The organism is Microbacter margulisiae (assembly GCF_014192515.1).
GTDB lineage: Bacteria > Bacteroidota > Bacteroidia > Bacteroidales > Paludibacteraceae > Microbacter > Microbacter margulisiae.
Map to the genome: position 1 here is coordinate 1,745,823 of NZ_JACHYB010000001.1, position 17,633 is coordinate 1,763,455.

Annotated in this window: 16 protein-coding genes; 13 read left to right on the top strand and 3 right to left on the bottom strand. The window is 40.3% G+C overall.

Annotated elements, in window-relative coordinates:
* The first annotated feature begins 408 nt into the window (after positions 1-408).
* From FHX64_RS07125 to FHX64_RS07150, 6 genes are all read left to right on the top strand, one after another.
* Positions 409-747: a CidA/LrgA family protein gene (locus FHX64_RS07125; protein ID WP_183413084.1), complete on the top strand. Its 339-nt coding sequence runs from the start codon at positions 409-411 to the stop codon at positions 745-747.
* Complete coding sequence (locus tag FHX64_RS07130; RefSeq protein ID WP_183413085.1) at positions 744-1,460, top strand: LrgB family protein; 717 nt, start codon at positions 744-746, stop codon at positions 1,458-1,460. Before FHX64_RS07125 ends, FHX64_RS07130 begins: the two co-directional genes overlap by 4 nt.
* A 147-nt stretch (positions 1,461-1,607) precedes the next feature.
* The gene (gene mtnA / locus FHX64_RS07135) at positions 1,608-3,311 is read left to right on the top strand and encodes an S-methyl-5-thioribose-1-phosphate isomerase (protein WP_183413086.1); all 1,704 of its coding nucleotides are present in this window, start codon (positions 1,608-1,610) and stop codon (positions 3,309-3,311) included.
* A gap of 27 nt (positions 3,312-3,338) precedes the next feature.
* The gene (locus FHX64_RS07140) at positions 3,339-4,493 is read left to right on the top strand and encodes a glycosyltransferase (protein WP_183413087.1); all 1,155 of its coding nucleotides are present in this window, start codon (positions 3,339-3,341) and stop codon (positions 4,491-4,493) included.
* 20 nt (positions 4,494-4,513) lie between these two features.
* Positions 4,514-5,128: an L-threonylcarbamoyladenylate synthase gene (locus FHX64_RS07145; RefSeq protein ID WP_183413088.1), complete on the top strand. Its 615-nt coding sequence runs from the start codon at positions 4,514-4,516 to the stop codon at positions 5,126-5,128.
* Between the two features lie 18 nt (positions 5,129-5,146).
* Positions 5,147-5,890, top strand: a complete 744-nt coding sequence (locus FHX64_RS07150) for a shikimate dehydrogenase family protein (RefSeq protein WP_183413089.1) — start codon at positions 5,147-5,149, stop codon at positions 5,888-5,890.
* 3 nt (positions 5,891-5,893) lie between these two features.
* Here the strand turns inward: FHX64_RS07150 and buk are convergent, their stop codons facing one another.
* Together buk and FHX64_RS07160 are read right to left on the bottom strand one after the other, a co-directional pair.
* Complete coding sequence (gene buk / locus FHX64_RS07155; RefSeq protein WP_183413090.1) at positions 5,894-6,964, bottom strand: butyrate kinase; 1,071 nt, start codon at positions 6,962-6,964, stop codon at positions 5,894-5,896.
* 323 nt (positions 6,965-7,287) lie between these two features.
* On the bottom strand, positions 7,288-9,804 hold the full coding sequence (locus tag FHX64_RS07160; protein ID WP_183413091.1) for an ATP-dependent Clp protease ATP-binding subunit: 2,517 nt from the start codon (positions 9,802-9,804) through the stop codon (positions 7,288-7,290).
* 242 nt (positions 9,805-10,046) lie between these two features.
* Here FHX64_RS07160 and FHX64_RS07165 point away from each other — a divergent pair, with 242 nt between their 5' ends.
* The 5 genes from FHX64_RS07165 (at position 10,047) to rlmB (ending at position 14,884) form a co-directional block, all read left to right on the top strand.
* A complete protein-coding gene (locus FHX64_RS07165) occupies positions 10,047-10,787 on the top strand; it encodes a DUF5715 family protein (RefSeq protein ID WP_183413092.1) in 741 nt (246 codons plus the stop codon).
* A 285-nt stretch (positions 10,788-11,072) separates the two neighbouring features.
* Complete coding sequence (locus FHX64_RS07170) at positions 11,073-11,690, top strand: class I SAM-dependent methyltransferase (protein WP_183413093.1); 618 nt, start codon at positions 11,073-11,075, stop codon at positions 11,688-11,690.
* Positions 11,691-11,880: 190 nt separating this feature from the next.
* On the top strand, positions 11,881-13,056 hold the full coding sequence (locus FHX64_RS07175) for an AIR synthase related protein (protein WP_183413094.1): 1,176 nt from the start codon (positions 11,881-11,883) through the stop codon (positions 13,054-13,056).
* 65 nt (positions 13,057-13,121) lie between these two features.
* Positions 13,122-14,036 carry a ribonuclease Z gene (locus FHX64_RS07180; RefSeq protein ID WP_183413095.1) on the top strand — a complete coding sequence of 305 codons (915 nt, stop codon included), beginning with the start codon at positions 13,122-13,124 and terminating at the stop codon, positions 14,034-14,036.
* Positions 14,037-14,149: 113 nt separating this feature from the next.
* Entirely contained in the window at positions 14,150-14,884 is a 735-nt protein-coding gene (rlmB, locus tag FHX64_RS07185) for a 23S rRNA (guanosine(2251)-2'-O)-methyltransferase RlmB (RefSeq protein ID WP_246392421.1), read from the top strand.
* A 9-nt stretch (positions 14,885-14,893) separates the two neighbouring features.
* Here the strand turns inward: rlmB and FHX64_RS07190 are convergent, their stop codons facing one another.
* A complete protein-coding gene (locus FHX64_RS07190) occupies positions 14,894-15,505 on the bottom strand; it encodes a TetR/AcrR family transcriptional regulator (RefSeq protein WP_425487965.1) in 612 nt (203 codons plus the stop codon).
* A gap of 448 nt (positions 15,506-15,953) precedes the next feature.
* On the opposite strand from FHX64_RS07190, the gene kduI reads away from it, so the two are divergent.
* Positions 15,954-16,796: a 5-dehydro-4-deoxy-D-glucuronate isomerase gene (gene kduI, locus FHX64_RS07195; protein WP_183413096.1), complete on the top strand. Its 843-nt coding sequence runs from the start codon at positions 15,954-15,956 to the stop codon at positions 16,794-16,796.
* Positions 16,797-16,843: 47 nt separating this feature from the next.
* Positions 16,844-17,623: a gluconate 5-dehydrogenase gene (locus tag FHX64_RS07200; RefSeq protein WP_425487966.1), complete on the top strand. Its 780-nt coding sequence runs from the start codon at positions 16,844-16,846 to the stop codon at positions 17,621-17,623.
* The last annotated feature ends 10 nt before the right edge of the window (positions 17,624-17,633 follow it).

Here is a 17,633-nt window from a genome sequence, read left to right on the forward strand (position 1 = left end):
TCGTTTAATTTCGATGCAAAAATACCAAATAATTATATGTCAAAAACGATGTTATACATATTATTTATCAACAACTTACAGTGAATTATGTTGATAAATCAGGGTTATTTTCCGTTTTTGAAATTCCAGAGATAAAACAGTCTGTTTTTCCCCCTTTATTGCAACTGAAATTACTAATTTTGAATACTTAATAATCTTCCGAACACTCGTAGTAATAAATCCTTACAATAAAAATTACTATCTTTGCAGCTTCAAAAAAGAGGGTTAAACTACTCCTGAATGCAATGCAACGCAGAATACAAAGTCTTGAATAAAAGTAGTTTATTGCATAGCACCTTTTTGCTTCATTGTACGTTAATCTGATTTCCTTATTTCTTTACCGGCAAAAGTTTTTAAAAAAAAGAACCCATGGCAGGAATTCTTATTCTATTGTTATTTTATCTGGCCGGAGACCTGTTGTCCCTGTTGATCGGCAACTTTATCCCGGGCAGTGTATTAGGTATGTTGCTGCTGTTTGTCGCACTGGTATTGAAAATAGTCAAACCGGTACACATACATGAAGCATCCCGCTTTTTGTTAGACAACATGATGCTCTTCTTTATTCCGGTTGGAGTCGGGTTGATGACTTCTTATGTGCTCATTGGCAAATATATTGTGGCCATTGTTGTGGCGGCTGCGATCAGTACCATTCTGGTGATTTCCGTCGTAGGCTGGCTGGCTCAAAAACTTGAAAAACGACACTCATGATCGCTCTGTTGCATTCCGAACTTTTCCTGTTGGCCTTTACCTTAGGCGTGTACATCGGTGCTGTCTGGCTGTATAGGCGCACGAAATGGATGTTGTTGCATCCATTGCTCACCTCAATTGTAGTGATTATTACCAGTATCAAATTGATTGGAGTGAGTTATGCGGAGTTTTCAGAAGCTACTTCTATTATTAATTTCATGCTGGGTCTGTCGGTGGTAGCACTGGGATTTTTGCTTTATGAACAATTGATTCATATTCGCGGAAATGTAAAAATCATGTTTGCCTCAATTGTTGTCGGGGCGCTTGTTGGCATTGGCAGTGTTTCACTTATAGCCTGGTTAATGGGAGCCAACTTTCGAATCATTGCATCCCTTGAACCTAAATCCATCACAACGCCCATTGCCATCACCGTATCGGAACATGCAGGCGGTATTCCGTCGCTTACCTCTGTCGTAGTGATTGTTGTGGGTATCTTTGGCGGCATTATCGGCCCTTCCCTTCTCCGAATACTGGGTATCGAAAGTAAGCTGGCCAGGGGACTTGCCCTGGGCTCAGGCGCACACGCCGTCGGAACAGCCCGGGCAATGGAATTAGGAGCTGTGGAAGGCGCTGTCAGCGGATTGGCAATCGGTTTAATGGGAGTAACTACAGCTATCTTAGTCCCTATAATCAATTTCATTGTTAATCTTATTCATCCTCTTCCATTGCCTTGAACGAATCAGTATCATTTTATCTGCTGCCGCTGTAAACCGGAGATTTTTCCTTAAGTTTGTATGATTTTTCTTCAGTTCTGTTATTACTCTGTGATAGCGAACTCATTGTAAAAACCACGCAAAAAGTGTACTTACCAGTATATAGCAATGAATGTCAACGGGAAACATTACAGGACTATTTGGGTTAATGAAACAGATCCCCGGGTTATTCAAGCCATTGACCAACGATTTCTTCCACATAAATTTGTCATAGAAGATTTGCGGACAGTGGATGCAGTCGCAGTTGCCATTCGTGATATGCATGTTCGTGGAGCAGGTTTGATAGGTGCTGCAGCAGGCTACGGTATGTATCTGGCTGCATTGTACGCTCCACAAGACGATGGTTTTGATGAATATATTTCTATTGCCAGCAATAAGTTAAAGGCTACCCGTCCAACAGCCGTCAACCTGGCATGGGCAGTCGACAAGCAATTGGAAGCTATGAAAGAAGCTGAAACACCTGAACAAAAGATTCATGTGGCGTTTGATACGGCAAACAAAATAGCCTCTTCGGACGTAACATCTTGTAAACAAATCGGGGAATATGGCCTTGCTTTGATCGAAGCGATCAGCAAGCAGAAACAAGGCAAAACTGTTCATATCTTAACCCATTGTAATGCCGGTTGGCTGGCTTTTGTCGATTATGGTTCAGCTACGGCTCCTGTTTATGCCGCTTTCGAAAAAGGTATCGATGTGCATGTGTGGGTGGACGAAACACGACCCCGTAACCAGGGCTCCAGCTTAACGGCATGGGAATTGGGTCAGCATAAAGTTCCACACACCATCATTCCGGATAACGTCGGCGGGCATCTGATGCAGCATGGCATGGTGGACATTGTAATTGTAGGCACTGACAGGACAACCTATACCGGCGATGTTGCCAACAAAATAGGCACATACCTCAAAGCCCTGGCAGCCTTTGACAATCATATCCCGTTTTATGTTGCACTGCCTTCTTCTTCTTTCGACTGGAATATCAAAGATGGCATAAAGGAAATCCCGATTGAAGAACGGGGAGCAGAAGAGGTGAAATATATGGAAGGTCTTTGTGATGGTGAAATTAAGAAGATATTGCTTACACCTGCTGAAAGCAACGCAACCAATTTCGGATTTGATGTCACTCCGGCACGGCTTGTCACAGGATTAATAACGGAAAGAGGCATTTGCAAAGCGAATAAAGAGAGCATCTTGTCACTCTTTCCCGAAAGAAAGAACGATATTCAGGAAGGCTATATCAAATTCTACTGTCATTGGATTAAGACGGCGCCTGTACCGGCTGATCAATTGAAAGAGATTATTACATATCGTGATCTTCTTTATTCTAAAAGACTTATAGGTGTCTATCCCAATGGCGTTGGCTTTGGAAACATTAGCATCCGTTCTGGCAAGGCATTTATCATTACAGGTTCCGCTACAGGACAATATCCGGCTTCGAACGAGGAACATTATGCAGTAGTGGTAGATTACAACCTTAAACAGAATAGTCTGACATGCACTGGCCCGTTAAAGGCTTCGTCCGAATCGCTTTCCCATGCTGTCATTTATGAATCATCTCCCGATACAAATGCGGTGATCCATATTCATCATATGCCTACCTGGCAAAGTTTGACGGATAAAGTTCCTACCACCGCTCCCGGTGTTACTTACGGCACTCCCGAGATGGCAGAGGAGATTAAACGTTTGTTTCGTGAAACGAATGTCGCTCAGGAAAAGATACTGGTCATGGGAGGTCATGAAGAAGGAATTATCACTTTTGGGAAAACATTGGAAGAAGCAAACCGTATCTTACTGGATCATATAATAAATACATAACACACAAATATTCAAAATCATCAACATATGAACTCTTTGCCACTTACAGTTACATTGGTCGGCACAGCTTATCCTTATCGCGGAGGCTTGGCTTCATTCAATGAAATGTTGATCCGCACATTTTCCCGTGCAGGCAAAAAGGCGAAGATTGAAACCTTTACAGTGCAATATCCTTCCTTGCTTTTCCCGGGAAAAACACAATATTCGGCATCGCCTCAACCGGAAGATATTGATATCAGGCGTTCAGTAAATTCAGTCAATCCCTTTAACTGGATCGCAACAGGAATGCGTCTGCGTAAAGAACGTCCCGACCTTATCATTGTCCGTTACTGGACTCCTTTTATGTCGCCTTGCCTGGGGACGATCTGTTATTTGGCCAGACGCAACAAACACACAAAAATTATCCCGCTGCTTGATAATGTTGTCCCACATGAGTCTCATTTTTTTGACACATGGCTGACCCGTTATTTTCTGGGAGCGATTGATGGGGGCATATACATGTCTCAACAGGTAAGAAACGAACTATTGGCATTTGCTCCAAGTTTGCCGACCCGTTTTTCGCCTCATCCGCTTTATGCCAATTACGGAGAAAAAGTCACCAAACAACAGGCCTGCCAATACCTTCACCTTGCACCGGAAACCAATTATTTGTTGTTCTTTGGCATTATCCGCGATTACAAAGGTCTCGACCTGCTGATTGATGCCTGGAAAATACTGAAAGAAAAAGAATTGACACATAACAAGAAAGTGATTGTCGCCGGAGAATATTACAATAACAAAGAGAAATATATTACCCAAATGCAGCAACTGGGTGTCTCAGACGACTTTCTCATACACGACTATTTTGTAAAAGACGAAGATGTAAAATACTATTTCTCTTTGGCTGACGTGGTGGTACAACCTTATAAAAATGCCACGCAAAGTGGTGTGACCCAAATTGCATACCAGTTTGAAGTGCCAATGATTGTCACCAACGTTGGCGGTTTGGCAGAAATCGTGCCACATGACAAAGTCGGCTATGTGACCGATGCTACAGCTGAAGCTTTAGCTGCGTCAATCGAACAGTTTTACGTAACTGACGGAACGAAGCGATTTACTAAAGCGATACAGGAAAAACGTAAAGACTTTACCTGGGAAGCATTGATGGAGCAATTTGAATCGCTCTTTAAACAATTGGGATAAATGGCTTAAATCTTATAGTAATGATCATAAAAATTCATCCCGACAACCCTCAGCCCAAAGCGGTTGATGCAGCAGCTTCCATCCTTCGTGATGGCGGAGTGATCATTTACCCCACAGACACGGTATATGCCCTTGGTTGTGATATTTTCCATGCTCGCGCCATCGAACGTATTTACAAATACCGCGGTATAGAGCCGGGTAAAGCCCACCTTTCGTTTATCTGTTCGAGTATGAGTCAATTGAGCGAATTTGCCAAAGTGGACAACGACACATTCAAATTGATGAAACGGCTATTACCAGGCCCGTACACCTTTATTCTCAATAGAAGCAACCGGCTTCCCAAACTTTTCCGCGAACGAAATACGGTTGGAATACGTATCCCGGACAATCTTATTGCACGGACATTAATTGAGTCATTAGGCAATCCAATCCTGTCGGCGTCGTTACATGAACCCGAAGAAGAGATAGAAGAAGAATATCTTACGGATCCTGAATTGATAGATGAGAAGTTTGCCAATCAGGTAGACGCCATTATCGACGGAGGCATTGGTGGTATCATTCCATCTACAATTATCGATTGCACGGATAATACTCCGGTTATCATCCGGCAGGGAAAAGGGAAAACAGATTTATAGAAATTCAATCAGAGAGATATGAAACATTATGGCATAATTGGCTACCCATTGGGACACTCTTTTTCAAAACAATATTTTACTGAAAAGTTTGAACGGGAAAAGATTGATGCACAATATGAAAAATACGAAATAAGCACGATTGAACAACTCAATAAAATCATTCAGGATGATAACCTTGTCGGCCTCAATGTCACCATTCCTTATAAAGAACAGGTCATTTCGTATCTGACATCATTAGAGCCACGGGCGGCAGCGATAGGCGCGGTCAATGTTATCCGCATAGAACGGCACAATGGCCTCATTTCTCTGATTGGAGATAATTCTGATGTTGTTGGCTTTATGGAATCCATACGACCCTTACTGAAAGCGCATCACGCCCAGGCATTAATCTTAGGAACAGGCGGAGCATCGAAAGCTGTTTATTATGGACTAACACAACTAGGCATCAAAGCCCGGTTCGTATCAAGGAAAGCAAAGCCCGGACAATTGGCGTATGCACAACTGACCAAACCCATCATGGAATCACATACCGTTATTGTAAATGCATCACCGGTCGGCACTTTCCCTCACAATGATGAATTCCCTGATATTCCATACCAGTGGATTGGAGATCAGCACCTTTTGTTCGATCTGGTCTATAACCCACCCTTAACCCGCTTTTTAGAAAAAGGAGCTGAGCAGGGAGCCGCTATCAAGAATGGCTTCGAGATGCTGGAAAAACAAGCTATTGAAGCATGGAATATCTGGAATAAAACAAGATAAGTTTCATTCGTATACTTTGCACGGGGCTCCACGCAGCATTTCCAACCCATTCATGGCCAATGCCCACATTTCATCCTCGCCAGGATACACATATACCGGTGCAATAAATGAAATCTTAGACATCAGTGAATCTATGACTTGTTGACTATGGGCAATGCCGCCTGTCAACAGAATGGCATCTACTTTCCCATATAAGACAGTGGACATGGCGCCAATCTCCTTTGCAATATTGTACACTAAAGCCTCGTGTACCAGTTTTGCATATTCATCACCTGTTTCGATACGCTGTTCAACCTCACGCAAGTCACTGGTTCCCAAATGAGCAAGTAATCCCCCCTGGCTACTGATCATCTTAAGAACTTCAGGCAGTGTATAATCTTCACTGAAACAAAGCCTGGCCACAGCTGCCGCAGGCAATGTCCCCGATCGGTTGGCCGAAAAAGGGCCATCTCCGTCAATGCCATTGTTGACATCCACTACTTTTCCATGTCGGTGTGCACCAACAGTCACACCTCCACCCAAGTGGGCAATAACAAGGGTAAGGTCTTCGTATTTTTTCCCGATCTTCTGTGCATGTAATCTTCCGATAGCACGTTGATTCAAAGCATGGAATAATGACTTACGTGGGAATAGCGGATGACCTGACAAACGAGCCACAGGTTGCATTTCGTCAACAACAACAGGATCGGCTATAAAAGCCCGTGCATGAGGATTGGATTCGATTAAAGCTTCAGCTAACAAGCCTCCTAGACTACAGGCGTGTTCTCCCTGGATACCTTTCGCCAGATCATGATGAAGAAGCGGATTCATTTCATAAACACCTGCTTCAATAGGTTTTACCATGCCTCCACGTCCTACAATGGCATCAAGTTTGTTCAGATCAACTTTTTCTTCTGCCAGGATACGCAAGACAATAAGCTTCCTAAAATAAAACTGATCAATGATTCTTTTAAATGGACGTAATTCTTCAGCGCTATGGTCTACATTGCGTGAAAAAAGCAATTTTTCGTCCTCGTATAGAGCAACCTTCGTTGAGGTAGATCCCGGATTAATAGATAAAACAAAAAAAGCCATAGGAAAATATGATATTTTGTAAGAAAACAAACATTATTTATTTCACTTCGCATCTTGTTGAAAAAGAGCGTTCAGAAACAAAGATAACATAAGTTTTCAAACAATATACCTCCTGCTTTGCTTTCTGTTTGGTGGCTGATTATATAGCAAACAAATTTCTGTGCTCTTTTAACAAATTATTGACAGGTTACTTCGTAGTTGACTTAGGATGATTCTTCATATTACAAAGCACAAACTTCAGAATGTTTCTTTCCCAATTAGCACAAAAAAACCGCCATAATGTTTAGATTATGACGGTCTAATATTCAAAATGCTATTTGTTTTTACTTGACTGTGGAAGTTGTTGGATTCTCAATCGTCGAATCCAGCTTTTGCTCTTCTTTGTTTAGTTGCATAGTTACCACTGAATCTGGCAATAATTGCGTCCGCATGATCAAATCCACCATTTCATCTTCAACATACTTTTGAATAGCCCTTTTCAATGGACGAGCACCAAATTGTACATCATAGCCCTTGTCAGCAACAAATGCTTTTGCTTCATCTGTTAATTGCAAATGATATCCCAAGTTTTTGACGCGCTGATATAATCCTTCCAGTTCCAAGTCAATAATCTTCATAATCGAATCTTTACTCAATTGGTTGAACATGATTACATCATCAACGCGATTCAGAAATTCAGGAGAGAACGTTCTTGTCAGTGCTTTCTGAATAACATTTCTGGAACGTTCGGAGTCAGATAGTTCATTGCTCTCCATAACAAAACCAATACCTTTACCAAATTCCTTTAACTGGCGGGTACCGGCATTAGAGGTCATGATAATAATAGTATTTTTAAAATCGATACGGCGTCCCAGTCCATCAGTTAGGTGACCTTCATCAAAAACCTGCAAAAGAATATTGAAAATATCAGGATGTGCCTTTTCAATCTCATCCAACAGCACAATGGAATAAGGCTTACGACGTACCTTTTCAGTCAACTGGCCTCCTTCTTCATATCCAACATATCCCGGAGGCGCTCCAATCAACCTTGATACTGTATATTTATCCATGTATTCACTCATATCTACACGAATTACCGCATCTTGGGTGCCAAACATAAATTCAGCTAATGATTTTGCTAAATGTGTTTTACCGACTCCGGTAGGGCCCAAAAATATAAATGTTCCAATAGGCTTATTCGGATTTTTCAAACCGACACGGTTTCGTTGGATTGCTTTTACCACTTTCTCAACTGCCTCTCCCTGCCCGATTACTCGTTTTGTAATACTGGTCTGCATGCTGATCAGTCTTTCGTTCTCAACCTGTGCAATCCGATGTACCGGGATTCCGGTCATCATTGCAACGGTCTCTGCCACTTTGTCAGCATCTACAATTTCTCGTTGTTCTTTGGTCTCTTCTTCCCACCGCAATTTTGCTTCTTCAAGACGTGCATAACATTTCTTTTCAGCATCCCGAAATTCGGCAGCCATCTCATAACTTTGTTGTTCGACTGCTTTTTGTTTGTTTTGCTTTGCTTCCAATAGTTCCTTTTCGAGATTTTCGATCTCTTTGGGAACTATAACATTAGCGATATGTACCCTCGCTCCGGCTTCATCCATTGCATCAATGGCCTTATCGGGAAACGCACGATCGGTAATATAGCGTTCCGCGAGTTTAACACAGGCGGCAATGGCCTCGGGAGTATATGTAACACGGTGATGATCTTCATACCGGTTTTTGATATTTTCCAGAATTTCTAATGTTTCGTCTACTGAAGTCGGTTCAACCACAATCTTTTGAAAACGACGTTCCAATGCGCCATCTTTTTCAACACTTTGCCTGTATTCATCCAACGTGGTGGCTCCAATGCACTGAATTTCGCCACGGGAAAGTGCTGGCTTTAAAATGTTAGCTGCATCTAACGATCCGGCAGCTCCTCCGGCTCCAACAATTGTATGAACTTCATCAATGAATAAAATCACTTGGGGATTTTTCTTCAACTCATTCAGAATTGCAATTAGGCGTTCCTCAAATTGTCCGCGATATTTTGTGCCTGCAACGATAGAAGCCATATCAAGAGCAACAATACGTTTATCGTAAAGACTCCGCGGTACCTTCCTTTGCACAATGCGCAAAGCGAGACCTTCGACAATGGCTGATTTTCCCACACCCGGATCGCCGATGAGCACCGGATTATTTTTCTTTCGGCGACTTAGAATCTGTGCTACCCGTTCAATTTCCTGTTGACGGCCAACAACATTATCTAAAGATCCTTCTTCGGCTGCCTTGGTTAAATCTGTCCCAAAATTGTTCAGTACCGGGGTGTCCGACGCAGGTTTGGTTGCGGTGGATTTTGAAGAACCCTTGGAAGAAGCAGATTTCAATGCTTCTTCGTCATCTTCCTCATTCTGAAAATCTGCACCCATTGTTATATCCTTTTTTTCTTCAAGATAAAGGCGTACCACATCATAGTTCACGTCTTCGCTGTTCAGTAACTGAGCAGGAAGATTATCTTTTTCTTTTAGTATTGCCAATAGCAAGTGTTCCGTATCAGCAACTTCAACATTAAGTGAGCGTGCTTCTAAATAGAGAATTTTCAAAATACGTTCTGTCTCCCGGGGGACAGTTAAATCTTTTGTAATAACATGATTATCGGAACGTACCTGATCTTCAATATGTCGTTTCAATGATGTTAAATCAGCGTTTAAAGAATGTAGAAGCTCAATGGCTTTTCCATCCCCTTCGCGTAAAAGCCCAAGCATAAGATGTTCAGGACCAATAAAATTGTTCCCCAAACGTTCGGCTTCTTCGCGACTATAGCTCAACACGTCTCGCAATTTTTCTGAAAAGCGATTTTCCATTATAAGTTCCTTTCTTAATTCAATACAAAAATACATGATAGTTTTTCGTTCAACCTTTAGTTATGTCTATTTAACACTTAAATAAGATCTCAGGTTTCATTGTCCGTATTGCATAGCTTATACAACAACTACTTAGCTTTTATCAAACCGCGTGCCACGCTTATAATCCATGCTAAAATGGCAGAAAGCCTTTTTCATCCAAAAAAAGAGCATTACTTTTGCAAATATAGAATGAACAAAATATGACAAAACGCATCACACACTTACGCCTTCTTTTTTTATTTGCCATCTCTCTGATTGTTGTTATCGTTTCTGTTCATTTTCTCCGGCCATTGTTTAAGCCCTCCATGTTTCGGGTACATACGTGCAAATGTGATTTTTGTAAAGATGCAGCCATACCGATTGACTCGACAGATAGGTTAGATGATCTGAATGACGTTCAGTTGGAACATGCAAAAATTGGAGGATTAAAACATCCGTTTGAAACCGACAGTGCTTTTCAGTCTGCTATCGACTCTTTAACTTCAAATAATATACTGATTTATGTTCAGGATTGCCGTTATTTCAAAGTTGATGTTTTGCACCATTCACATCCCTATTTAGTCCCCGAAGCCGTGAATCTTTTAAGAGACATTGGTATGGAATTTCAAAAACGATTGAAGGAAAAACATCTTAAGGCATATCGGTTTATGATTACATCTATGCTTCGTACCGACGAAAGCCAGGACCAGCTTAAACGGTATAATCGTAATGCAACCAATGAATCAGCTCATTGTTATGGTACTACCTTTGACATCACCTACAAACAGTTCTTTGATGGTGATAATCCAATTTTTTCAGCTAAAGTGCGTGGCATTTTTACTCAAACTCTTCAGGCTATGCGTGCTCAATGCCGTTTTCTAATTAAACGGGAGATACATCAAAGTTGCTATCATATGACTGTGGTCGTATGCAAGCCAAATCTTCCGGTAAAAAGAAAGTAAAATAATCCGGGCTTTTCTTATTTTTTGACCGTTATTTGTGTAATTTCGAGAATATAGAAAATTCTGCTTTGTGCTGTTTGAGATGTGTAAAATCTCTCCCATAATCTCAGAATTATAGTGTTTCCTTTAGCATAAATTCTGAGAGACGAAGACTGTGTTCATAGTTGCTTTTTTGCAATCTCATGAAAGCATGGTTCAGTAAAAAGGAATTAAATGACAGCGGTAGATTTGACTTTGAAATCCGCAAACCATATATTTGCATAATAACAATAACAATCGATATATATGAATACATTTAATCAGGCAGCATCTACATGGGATAACCGACCTGTCCATTGGGAACGTTCTCAGGCTATTGCAAATTTATTAAAGCAACATATTGCTTTGCATCCAGATATGGTCGCACTTGAATTTGGCGCTGGTACCGGAATCTTGAGTTTTTTGTTAAAGGATAATTTGAAAAAGATAATCCTTATGGATAATACACCTGAGATGTTGCAGGTAATCAACGAAAAAATAGAAGAAACAGGGGTGCAAAATTTTGCAACACTATTATGTGATTTGGAGGCATCACCTTACAATGGTGAATCTGTTGATCTGATTTTTACACAAATGGCTATGCATCATGTGAAAGATATACCATTAGTGTTACAGCGTTTTTATGGCATGCTTCATTCTAAAGGCTACATTGTTATTGCCGATTTGTATCCTGAAGATGGATCTTTTCACGCAGGTGGCATCCCTGCTTTTCACAATGGGATTGATACAGAACAGCTTTGCCAGCAAGTACAACAAGCCCAATTTAAAAACTGTCAGCACGAATGGTGTTTTACAGTAAAAAGATTACTGGACAATGGATCTGTCAAAGAATTCCCTATTTTCCTCTTGATTGCCCAAAAATGATATGCGGACCAATACTCATTAACATTAAAGCTAAATAGCTGCTTGGTAAGATGTTCATCCTGTTTATGTATTAGGAGTGAATAATCTATATTACAGGAGTTTGTATTAAAAAGATATCTATGCTCGTTTAATGACCAGAAAAAGAGTATCTTTGAACTCAGGTTTGTTTATTCTCTTAACAACTCATAATATGAGCGATAAATACAATTTACGTGGTGCTTCGGCAACCAAAGAAGAAGTACACAAAGCCATCAGGCATTTGGATAAAGGTATTTTCCCTAAGGCATTTTGCAAAATCATTCCCGATATCTTGGGTGGTGATTCAAACTACTGTAATATTATGCATGCAGATGGTGCAGGCACAAAGTCCTCACTGGCATATCTTTATTGGCGTGAGACAGGAGATATCTCAGTTTGGAAGGGTATTGCTCAGGATGCATTGATAATGAACATTGACGACTTGTTGTGTGTTGGTGCTACAGATAATATTTTGGTGTCGTCAACTATTGGCCGCAATAAGCAATTGATCCCGGGGGAAGTTATCGGAGAAATTATTAACGGGACTGAATCTTATCTGGAATCTTTGAGAAAGCTTGGAATCAATGCATATCTGACAGGAGGAGAAACAGCCGATGTAGGCGACTTAGTACGTACAATTATTGTTGATAGTACGGTTGTAGCACGTATGCGGCGGGATGAAGTTGTGTCAAATCATCGCATTCAGGACGGAGATGTAGTGGTCGGTTTATCATCCAGTGGGAAAGCATCTTATGAGGATGGCTATAACAGTGGCATGGGAAGTAATGGACTGACCTCCGCACGCCATGATTTATTTGCCTATTATCTTGCTGAAAAATATCCGGAAAGTTACGATAATACTATTCCTACAGGATTAGCCTATACCGGCTCAAAAAAATTAACCGACAGTATTGCTGATCTAGGACTTGATGCCGGAAAATTGGTGCTTTCGCCAACAAGAACTTATGCTCCTATCATTCGTGATATTTTGAAAAAATACCGTTCTCATATCCATGGGATGATTCATTGTTCGGGAGGAGGGCAAACTAAGGTGCTCCACTTTATCGATAATCTGCATGTTATCAAAGACCATCTGTTTCCGTTGCCACCTTTATTTGAAATGATTCAGTCTGAATCGAAAAGCGAATGGAAAGAGATGTTTCAGGTTTTCAATATGGGGCATCGGATGGAACTATATGTTTCTCCTGAGTGGGCAGAAGAAATTATCATTATTTCTGAAAAATATAATGTAGATGCACAAATTATTGGTCGAGTAAAAGCCTCTGATCATGCGCATGTAACCATACGAAGTGATAAAGGTGTTTTTGAATACACCAAGAAACAATAAACATTCTGTCTGAACAGTTTTGTTCATTATACAGTGTAATCGGAATGTGATTTTGATCTTGCCATATGGAATCAATGAACGTGACCATTCTGGGCTGCAATTCTGCACTACCCGTAATTGATCGATTTCAAACCTCTCAAATCGTTCATTTTAGAGAAAAAATGTTCATGATTGATTGCGGCGAAGGAGCGCAAATCAGAATGAGGCAATTAAAGCTTAAAGCTACCCGGCTAAATCATATCTTTATTTCGCATTTACATGGTGATCACGTATTTGGATTGATTGGGCTCATTTCTTCGCTTGGGATGACAGGAAGAACAGCAGATTTGGTGATCCATGCGCATCCTGATTTGGAAAAACTACTTCAACCGCAAATAGATTATTACTGTACCGACATGAATTATAAGGTTGTTTTTGAATCATTTGATCCGAGAAAACATGCTTTAATTTATGAAGATCGATCATTGCGGGTCACTTCAATTCCATTGAAACACCGAGTTCCAACGTCGGGTTTTTTGTTTGAGGAAAAAGAAAAACCAAACCATATTATACGGGAAATGATCGACTTATATCACATTCCACTTAGAGAAATTCCCCATATACAACATGGAGCAGATTTTATAACAGAAGATGGAATTGTGATCCCGAACACACAGCTAACGCGAACATCCCTTCCACCTAAAAAATATGCATATTGTTCTGATACAGCGTACAGCAAACGTATTACTCCATGGATTGAAGGAGCGGATGTGCTTTATCATGAAGCTACTTTTTTGCATGCTGATATTTTACGAGCTAAAACTACGGGACATTCATCCGCTTTTCAGGCTGCTGAAATTGCACGTGATGCACATGTAAGACAATTGATTATCGGACATTACTCTGCTCGTTATGCTCAGATTGAAGACCTTTTGCAAGAAGCAAAGTCTATTTTTCCTAATACTCAGTTAGCCTATGACGGGCTAAATATACAAATATGAATAAAAAAGAAGCCAATATGAATCAAAATCCTTTACAAAGGAAACACAATCCGTTAATCCATCAAAAAAAAGGAGATACGCGTTTTTATCCTCCACAACCCTCTCAAAAAGATATGATTTTTGGAATTCGTGCTGTACTCGAAGCTATCGAAGCAGGCAAGGATATAGACAAAATTCTGATCAGAAAAGAGCTGCAGGGAGAGCTTGCTAATGAGCTTTTTACTGCTTTGTCAGGAAAAAACATTCCAATTCAGCGGGTTCCGATTGAAAAACTCAATCATTTAACTCAAAAAAACCATCAAGGGGTGATTGCTTTCACTGCTTCAATTGAATACCAACATATTAACGATATCATCCCTACACTTTATGAACAAGGGAAAAATCCATTTATCGTAGTTTTGGATGGCATTACAGATGTTCGAAATTTTGGTGCAATAGTTCGTACATGTGAATGTGCCGGAGTGCATGCAATCGTTGTTCCTACAAGAGGGAGTGCAGCTGCAAATGGAGACGCTGTCAAAACATCTGCTGGCGCATTGCATCACCTTCCTATCTGTAGGGAAAATCAATTGACAGACATCATCCAATATCTAAAAAATTCAGGTCTGAGAATTATAGGAGCTACTGAAAAAGCTCACAAATCTTACAATCAAGTTGATTATAATGATCCGGTTGTTTTTGTAATGGGAGCTGAAGATACCGGTATTTCGGCGGAAATAGCCAAGATGTGTGATGAGACGGTAGCTATTCCTATTCTTGGTAATATCGGATCGCTAAATGTATCTGTAGCAGCAGGCATTTTACTTTATGAAGCTGTCAGGCAACGGCAACCCGTTATGAGGCAATAAAGAAAATTATTATACCGTTGCCAAAGAAGGATGTTGATGATCTTTCTTTACCAATATGCCGCGCATGAAGGCATTGATAATAAACCGTTTATTATACTTCATGCGTTCGCTCATCTTATCGCTGACATATGGAGCTTCAATCCCTCTTAAAGCATAGTGAAAGATTTGAGCCGATAATTCAGTATTGTGTAAGTTGAAATACCCCGTTTGCTTTCCTTCTTCAAAAATCTGTTGCAACAATTGTATGTCCTTTACGTCAAAACGACGCCGTACGCGTTCTACTTCCTGAATATTACGGAAAAAATCTGCTTTAAGCGACCCATTTCGTGTAATTGACTCTTTAACAGCATCCAAACGGGTAAAAATGTATTCTGCTAGCTTTTGATCGGCAGGTAAATCGCGCAATACAACTTCCTGTAATTTTTCGTCTAATAAGCTTAATTCATGTTCAATGACAGCAGAGTAAATCTCATCTTTACTCTGAAAATAAGAATAAAGCGTACGACGTCCTTTGCTGGAAGCATTGGCAATATCATTCATCGTAGTATTATCTTTCCCCCATTTCGCGAATAACATACGTGCTACATCCACAAGCATTTCTCGCGTTTTTTGTCCTGTAATTGAAGCTAATGAGGCCATAAGTAATAAGATTATAAACGTTGCACAAATATACTTATTTCGTGCAATTCTTATTCATGAAAAAATATTATTTATATTAAATATGCAAAAATTCAAATATAAACTAGATACATCTCATGCAATTACCTATAAAATCGTAAATCGTAAGTTAATAAGCACAACTTAGAGCAATGCAAGCTGAAAAAGCATATAGCAAAGCATAAAAATGAGAGAGTTATTTAAACTATATTTAAAAGAATCTCTTTCACATGAAGATTTTCAAAAGATTCAGTCTATCTTTGCATTGGATAACCAATTATCATCAGTATGGTTACACCTCAAAACAAAAAACATCTACAGCACTAAATTTCAAACTCTTGAGTTCTATTTTACATTCGTCCAAAGGCAAACTACTTCCAGGATGGGATAGAACCCTCAATTTATTTTAGCAATGAAAACAACTTATGAAGTTCGCCAAGCTGCACATCCTGAAGATGTCAAACATTATGACACCCAAAGATTAAGAAAAGAACACCTAATTAGCCCTATCTTTGTAGGCAATGAAGTAACAATGGTCTATACGCTATATGACCGGCTGATTGTGGGAGGCGCAATGCCAGTGGATGAAAAATTATCACTGGAAGCAATTGACCCGCTGAAAATGCCTTTCTTTCTTTCACGGCGGGAGCTTGGAGTTATCAACGTGGGAGGCAAGGGCCGGATTATAGTCGAAGGAATAGCATATGACATGGATTACAAAGAAGCATTATATATTGGCATGGGAGACAGAAATGTCGTTTTTGAAAGTATAAATTCTACCCAACCTGCAAAATTTTACTTTAATTCCGCTCCTGCACATACAAATTATCCGGATAAAAAAATTACAAAATCAGATGCGGTTGTAGTGGAAATGGGCTCAATGGAAGAAGCAAATCACAGAGTGATTAACAAATTAATTGTAAATCAGGTATTACCAACCTGTCAGTTACAGATGGGAATGACGGAGTTAAAAACCGGTAGTGTATGGAATACAATGCCGGCACACATCCATTCGCGACGCATGGAAGCCTATTTCTATTTTGAAGTACCCGAAAATAATGCCGTATGCCATTTCATGGGTGAACCAACAGAAACTCGCCATATTTGGATGCAAAACGAAGAAGCAGTAATTTCGCCCTCGTGGTCGGTTCATTCAGGAACGGCAACATCAAATTATACTTTTATTTGGGGAATGGGCGGCGAAAACCTGGATTACGGGGATCAAGACTTTTGCAAGACAACTGATCTTCGATGAAATTTTCGGCAAAACAAGTATTTAACCATAATAACAAAAACATCATGTTGAATAAATTCTCCTTAGAAGGTAAAATTGCCCTGATCACGGGGGCCTCATATGGTATCGGAATGGCATTGGCAAAAGCAATGGCTGCTGCTGGTGCTACCATCGTTTTTAATGACATCAATGCCGACTTAGTAACTAAAGGGGTAGAAGAATATAAAAATAGCGGTGTCAATGCACATGGCTATGTTTTTGATGTTACTAACGAAGATCAGGTCAATGAATACATTACAAGAATTGAAAAGGAAGTCGGAATAATTGATATATTGGTCAACAATGCCGGAATTATAAAACGGATACCTGCTATTGAAATGACTGCAAAAGAATTTCGTCAGGTCATTGACATTGACCTGAATGGACCTTTCATCATGTCAAAAGCTGTCGCTCCGGGAATGATCAAAAAAGGAAGTGGTAAAATTATCAATATCTGTTCTATGATGAGCGAGTTGGGACGTGAAACTGTTTCAGCCTATGCTGCAGCCAAAGGAGGGTTAAAAATGTTGACACGCAATCTGGCCTGCGAATGGGGAATGTATAATATTCAGGTCAATGGAATTGGACCGGGATACATCGAAACACCACAAACCGCACCTCTTCGCGAAGAAGGACATCCGTTCAATAGTTTCATTATCGGGCGTACTCCGGCTGGTCGATGGGGAACAGTAGAAGATTTACAGGGGCCAGCGGTCTTTCTTGCATCCAGTGCATCTGATTTTGTAAACGGACACGTTCTTTACGTAGATGGAGGTATCTTAGCTTATATCGGCAAACAACCAAATTAACACAATCTAA

Bases quoted from the DNA above. Each gene is read 5' to 3' on its own strand.
- FHX64_RS07125 (WP_183413084.1), top strand. From the start codon at position 409: ATGGCAGGAATTCTTATTCTATTGTTATTTTATCTGGCCGGAGACCTG.
- FHX64_RS07130 (WP_183413085.1), top strand. From the start codon at position 744: ATGATCGCTCTGTTGCATTCCGAACTTTTCCTGTTGGCCTTTACCTTA.
- mtnA (WP_183413086.1), top strand. From the start codon at position 1,608: ATGAATGTCAACGGGAAACATTACAGGACTATTTGGGTTAATGAAACA.
- FHX64_RS07140 (WP_183413087.1), top strand. From the start codon at position 3,339: ATGAACTCTTTGCCACTTACAGTTACATTGGTCGGCACAGCTTATCCT.
- FHX64_RS07145 (WP_183413088.1), top strand. From the start codon at position 4,514: ATGATCATAAAAATTCATCCCGACAACCCTCAGCCCAAAGCGGTTGAT.
- FHX64_RS07150 (WP_183413089.1), top strand. From the start codon at position 5,147: ATGAAACATTATGGCATAATTGGCTACCCATTGGGACACTCTTTTTCA.
- buk (WP_183413090.1), bottom strand. From the start codon at position 6,964: ATGGCTTTTTTTGTTTTATCTATTAATCCGGGATCTACCTCAACGAAG.
- FHX64_RS07160 (WP_183413091.1), bottom strand. From the start codon at position 9,804: ATGGAAAATCGCTTTTCAGAAAAATTGCGAGACGTGTTGAGCTATAGT.
- FHX64_RS07165 (WP_183413092.1), top strand. From the start codon at position 10,047: ATGACAAAACGCATCACACACTTACGCCTTCTTTTTTTATTTGCCATC.
- FHX64_RS07170 (WP_183413093.1), top strand. From the start codon at position 11,073: ATGAATACATTTAATCAGGCAGCATCTACATGGGATAACCGACCTGTC.
- FHX64_RS07175 (WP_183413094.1), top strand. From the start codon at position 11,881: ATGAGCGATAAATACAATTTACGTGGTGCTTCGGCAACCAAAGAAGAA.
- FHX64_RS07180 (WP_183413095.1), top strand. From the start codon at position 13,122: ATGGAATCAATGAACGTGACCATTCTGGGCTGCAATTCTGCACTACCC.
- rlmB (WP_246392421.1), top strand. From the start codon at position 14,150: ATGATTTTTGGAATTCGTGCTGTACTCGAAGCTATCGAAGCAGGCAAG.
- kduI (WP_183413096.1), top strand. From the start codon at position 15,954: ATGAAAACAACTTATGAAGTTCGCCAAGCTGCACATCCTGAAGATGTC.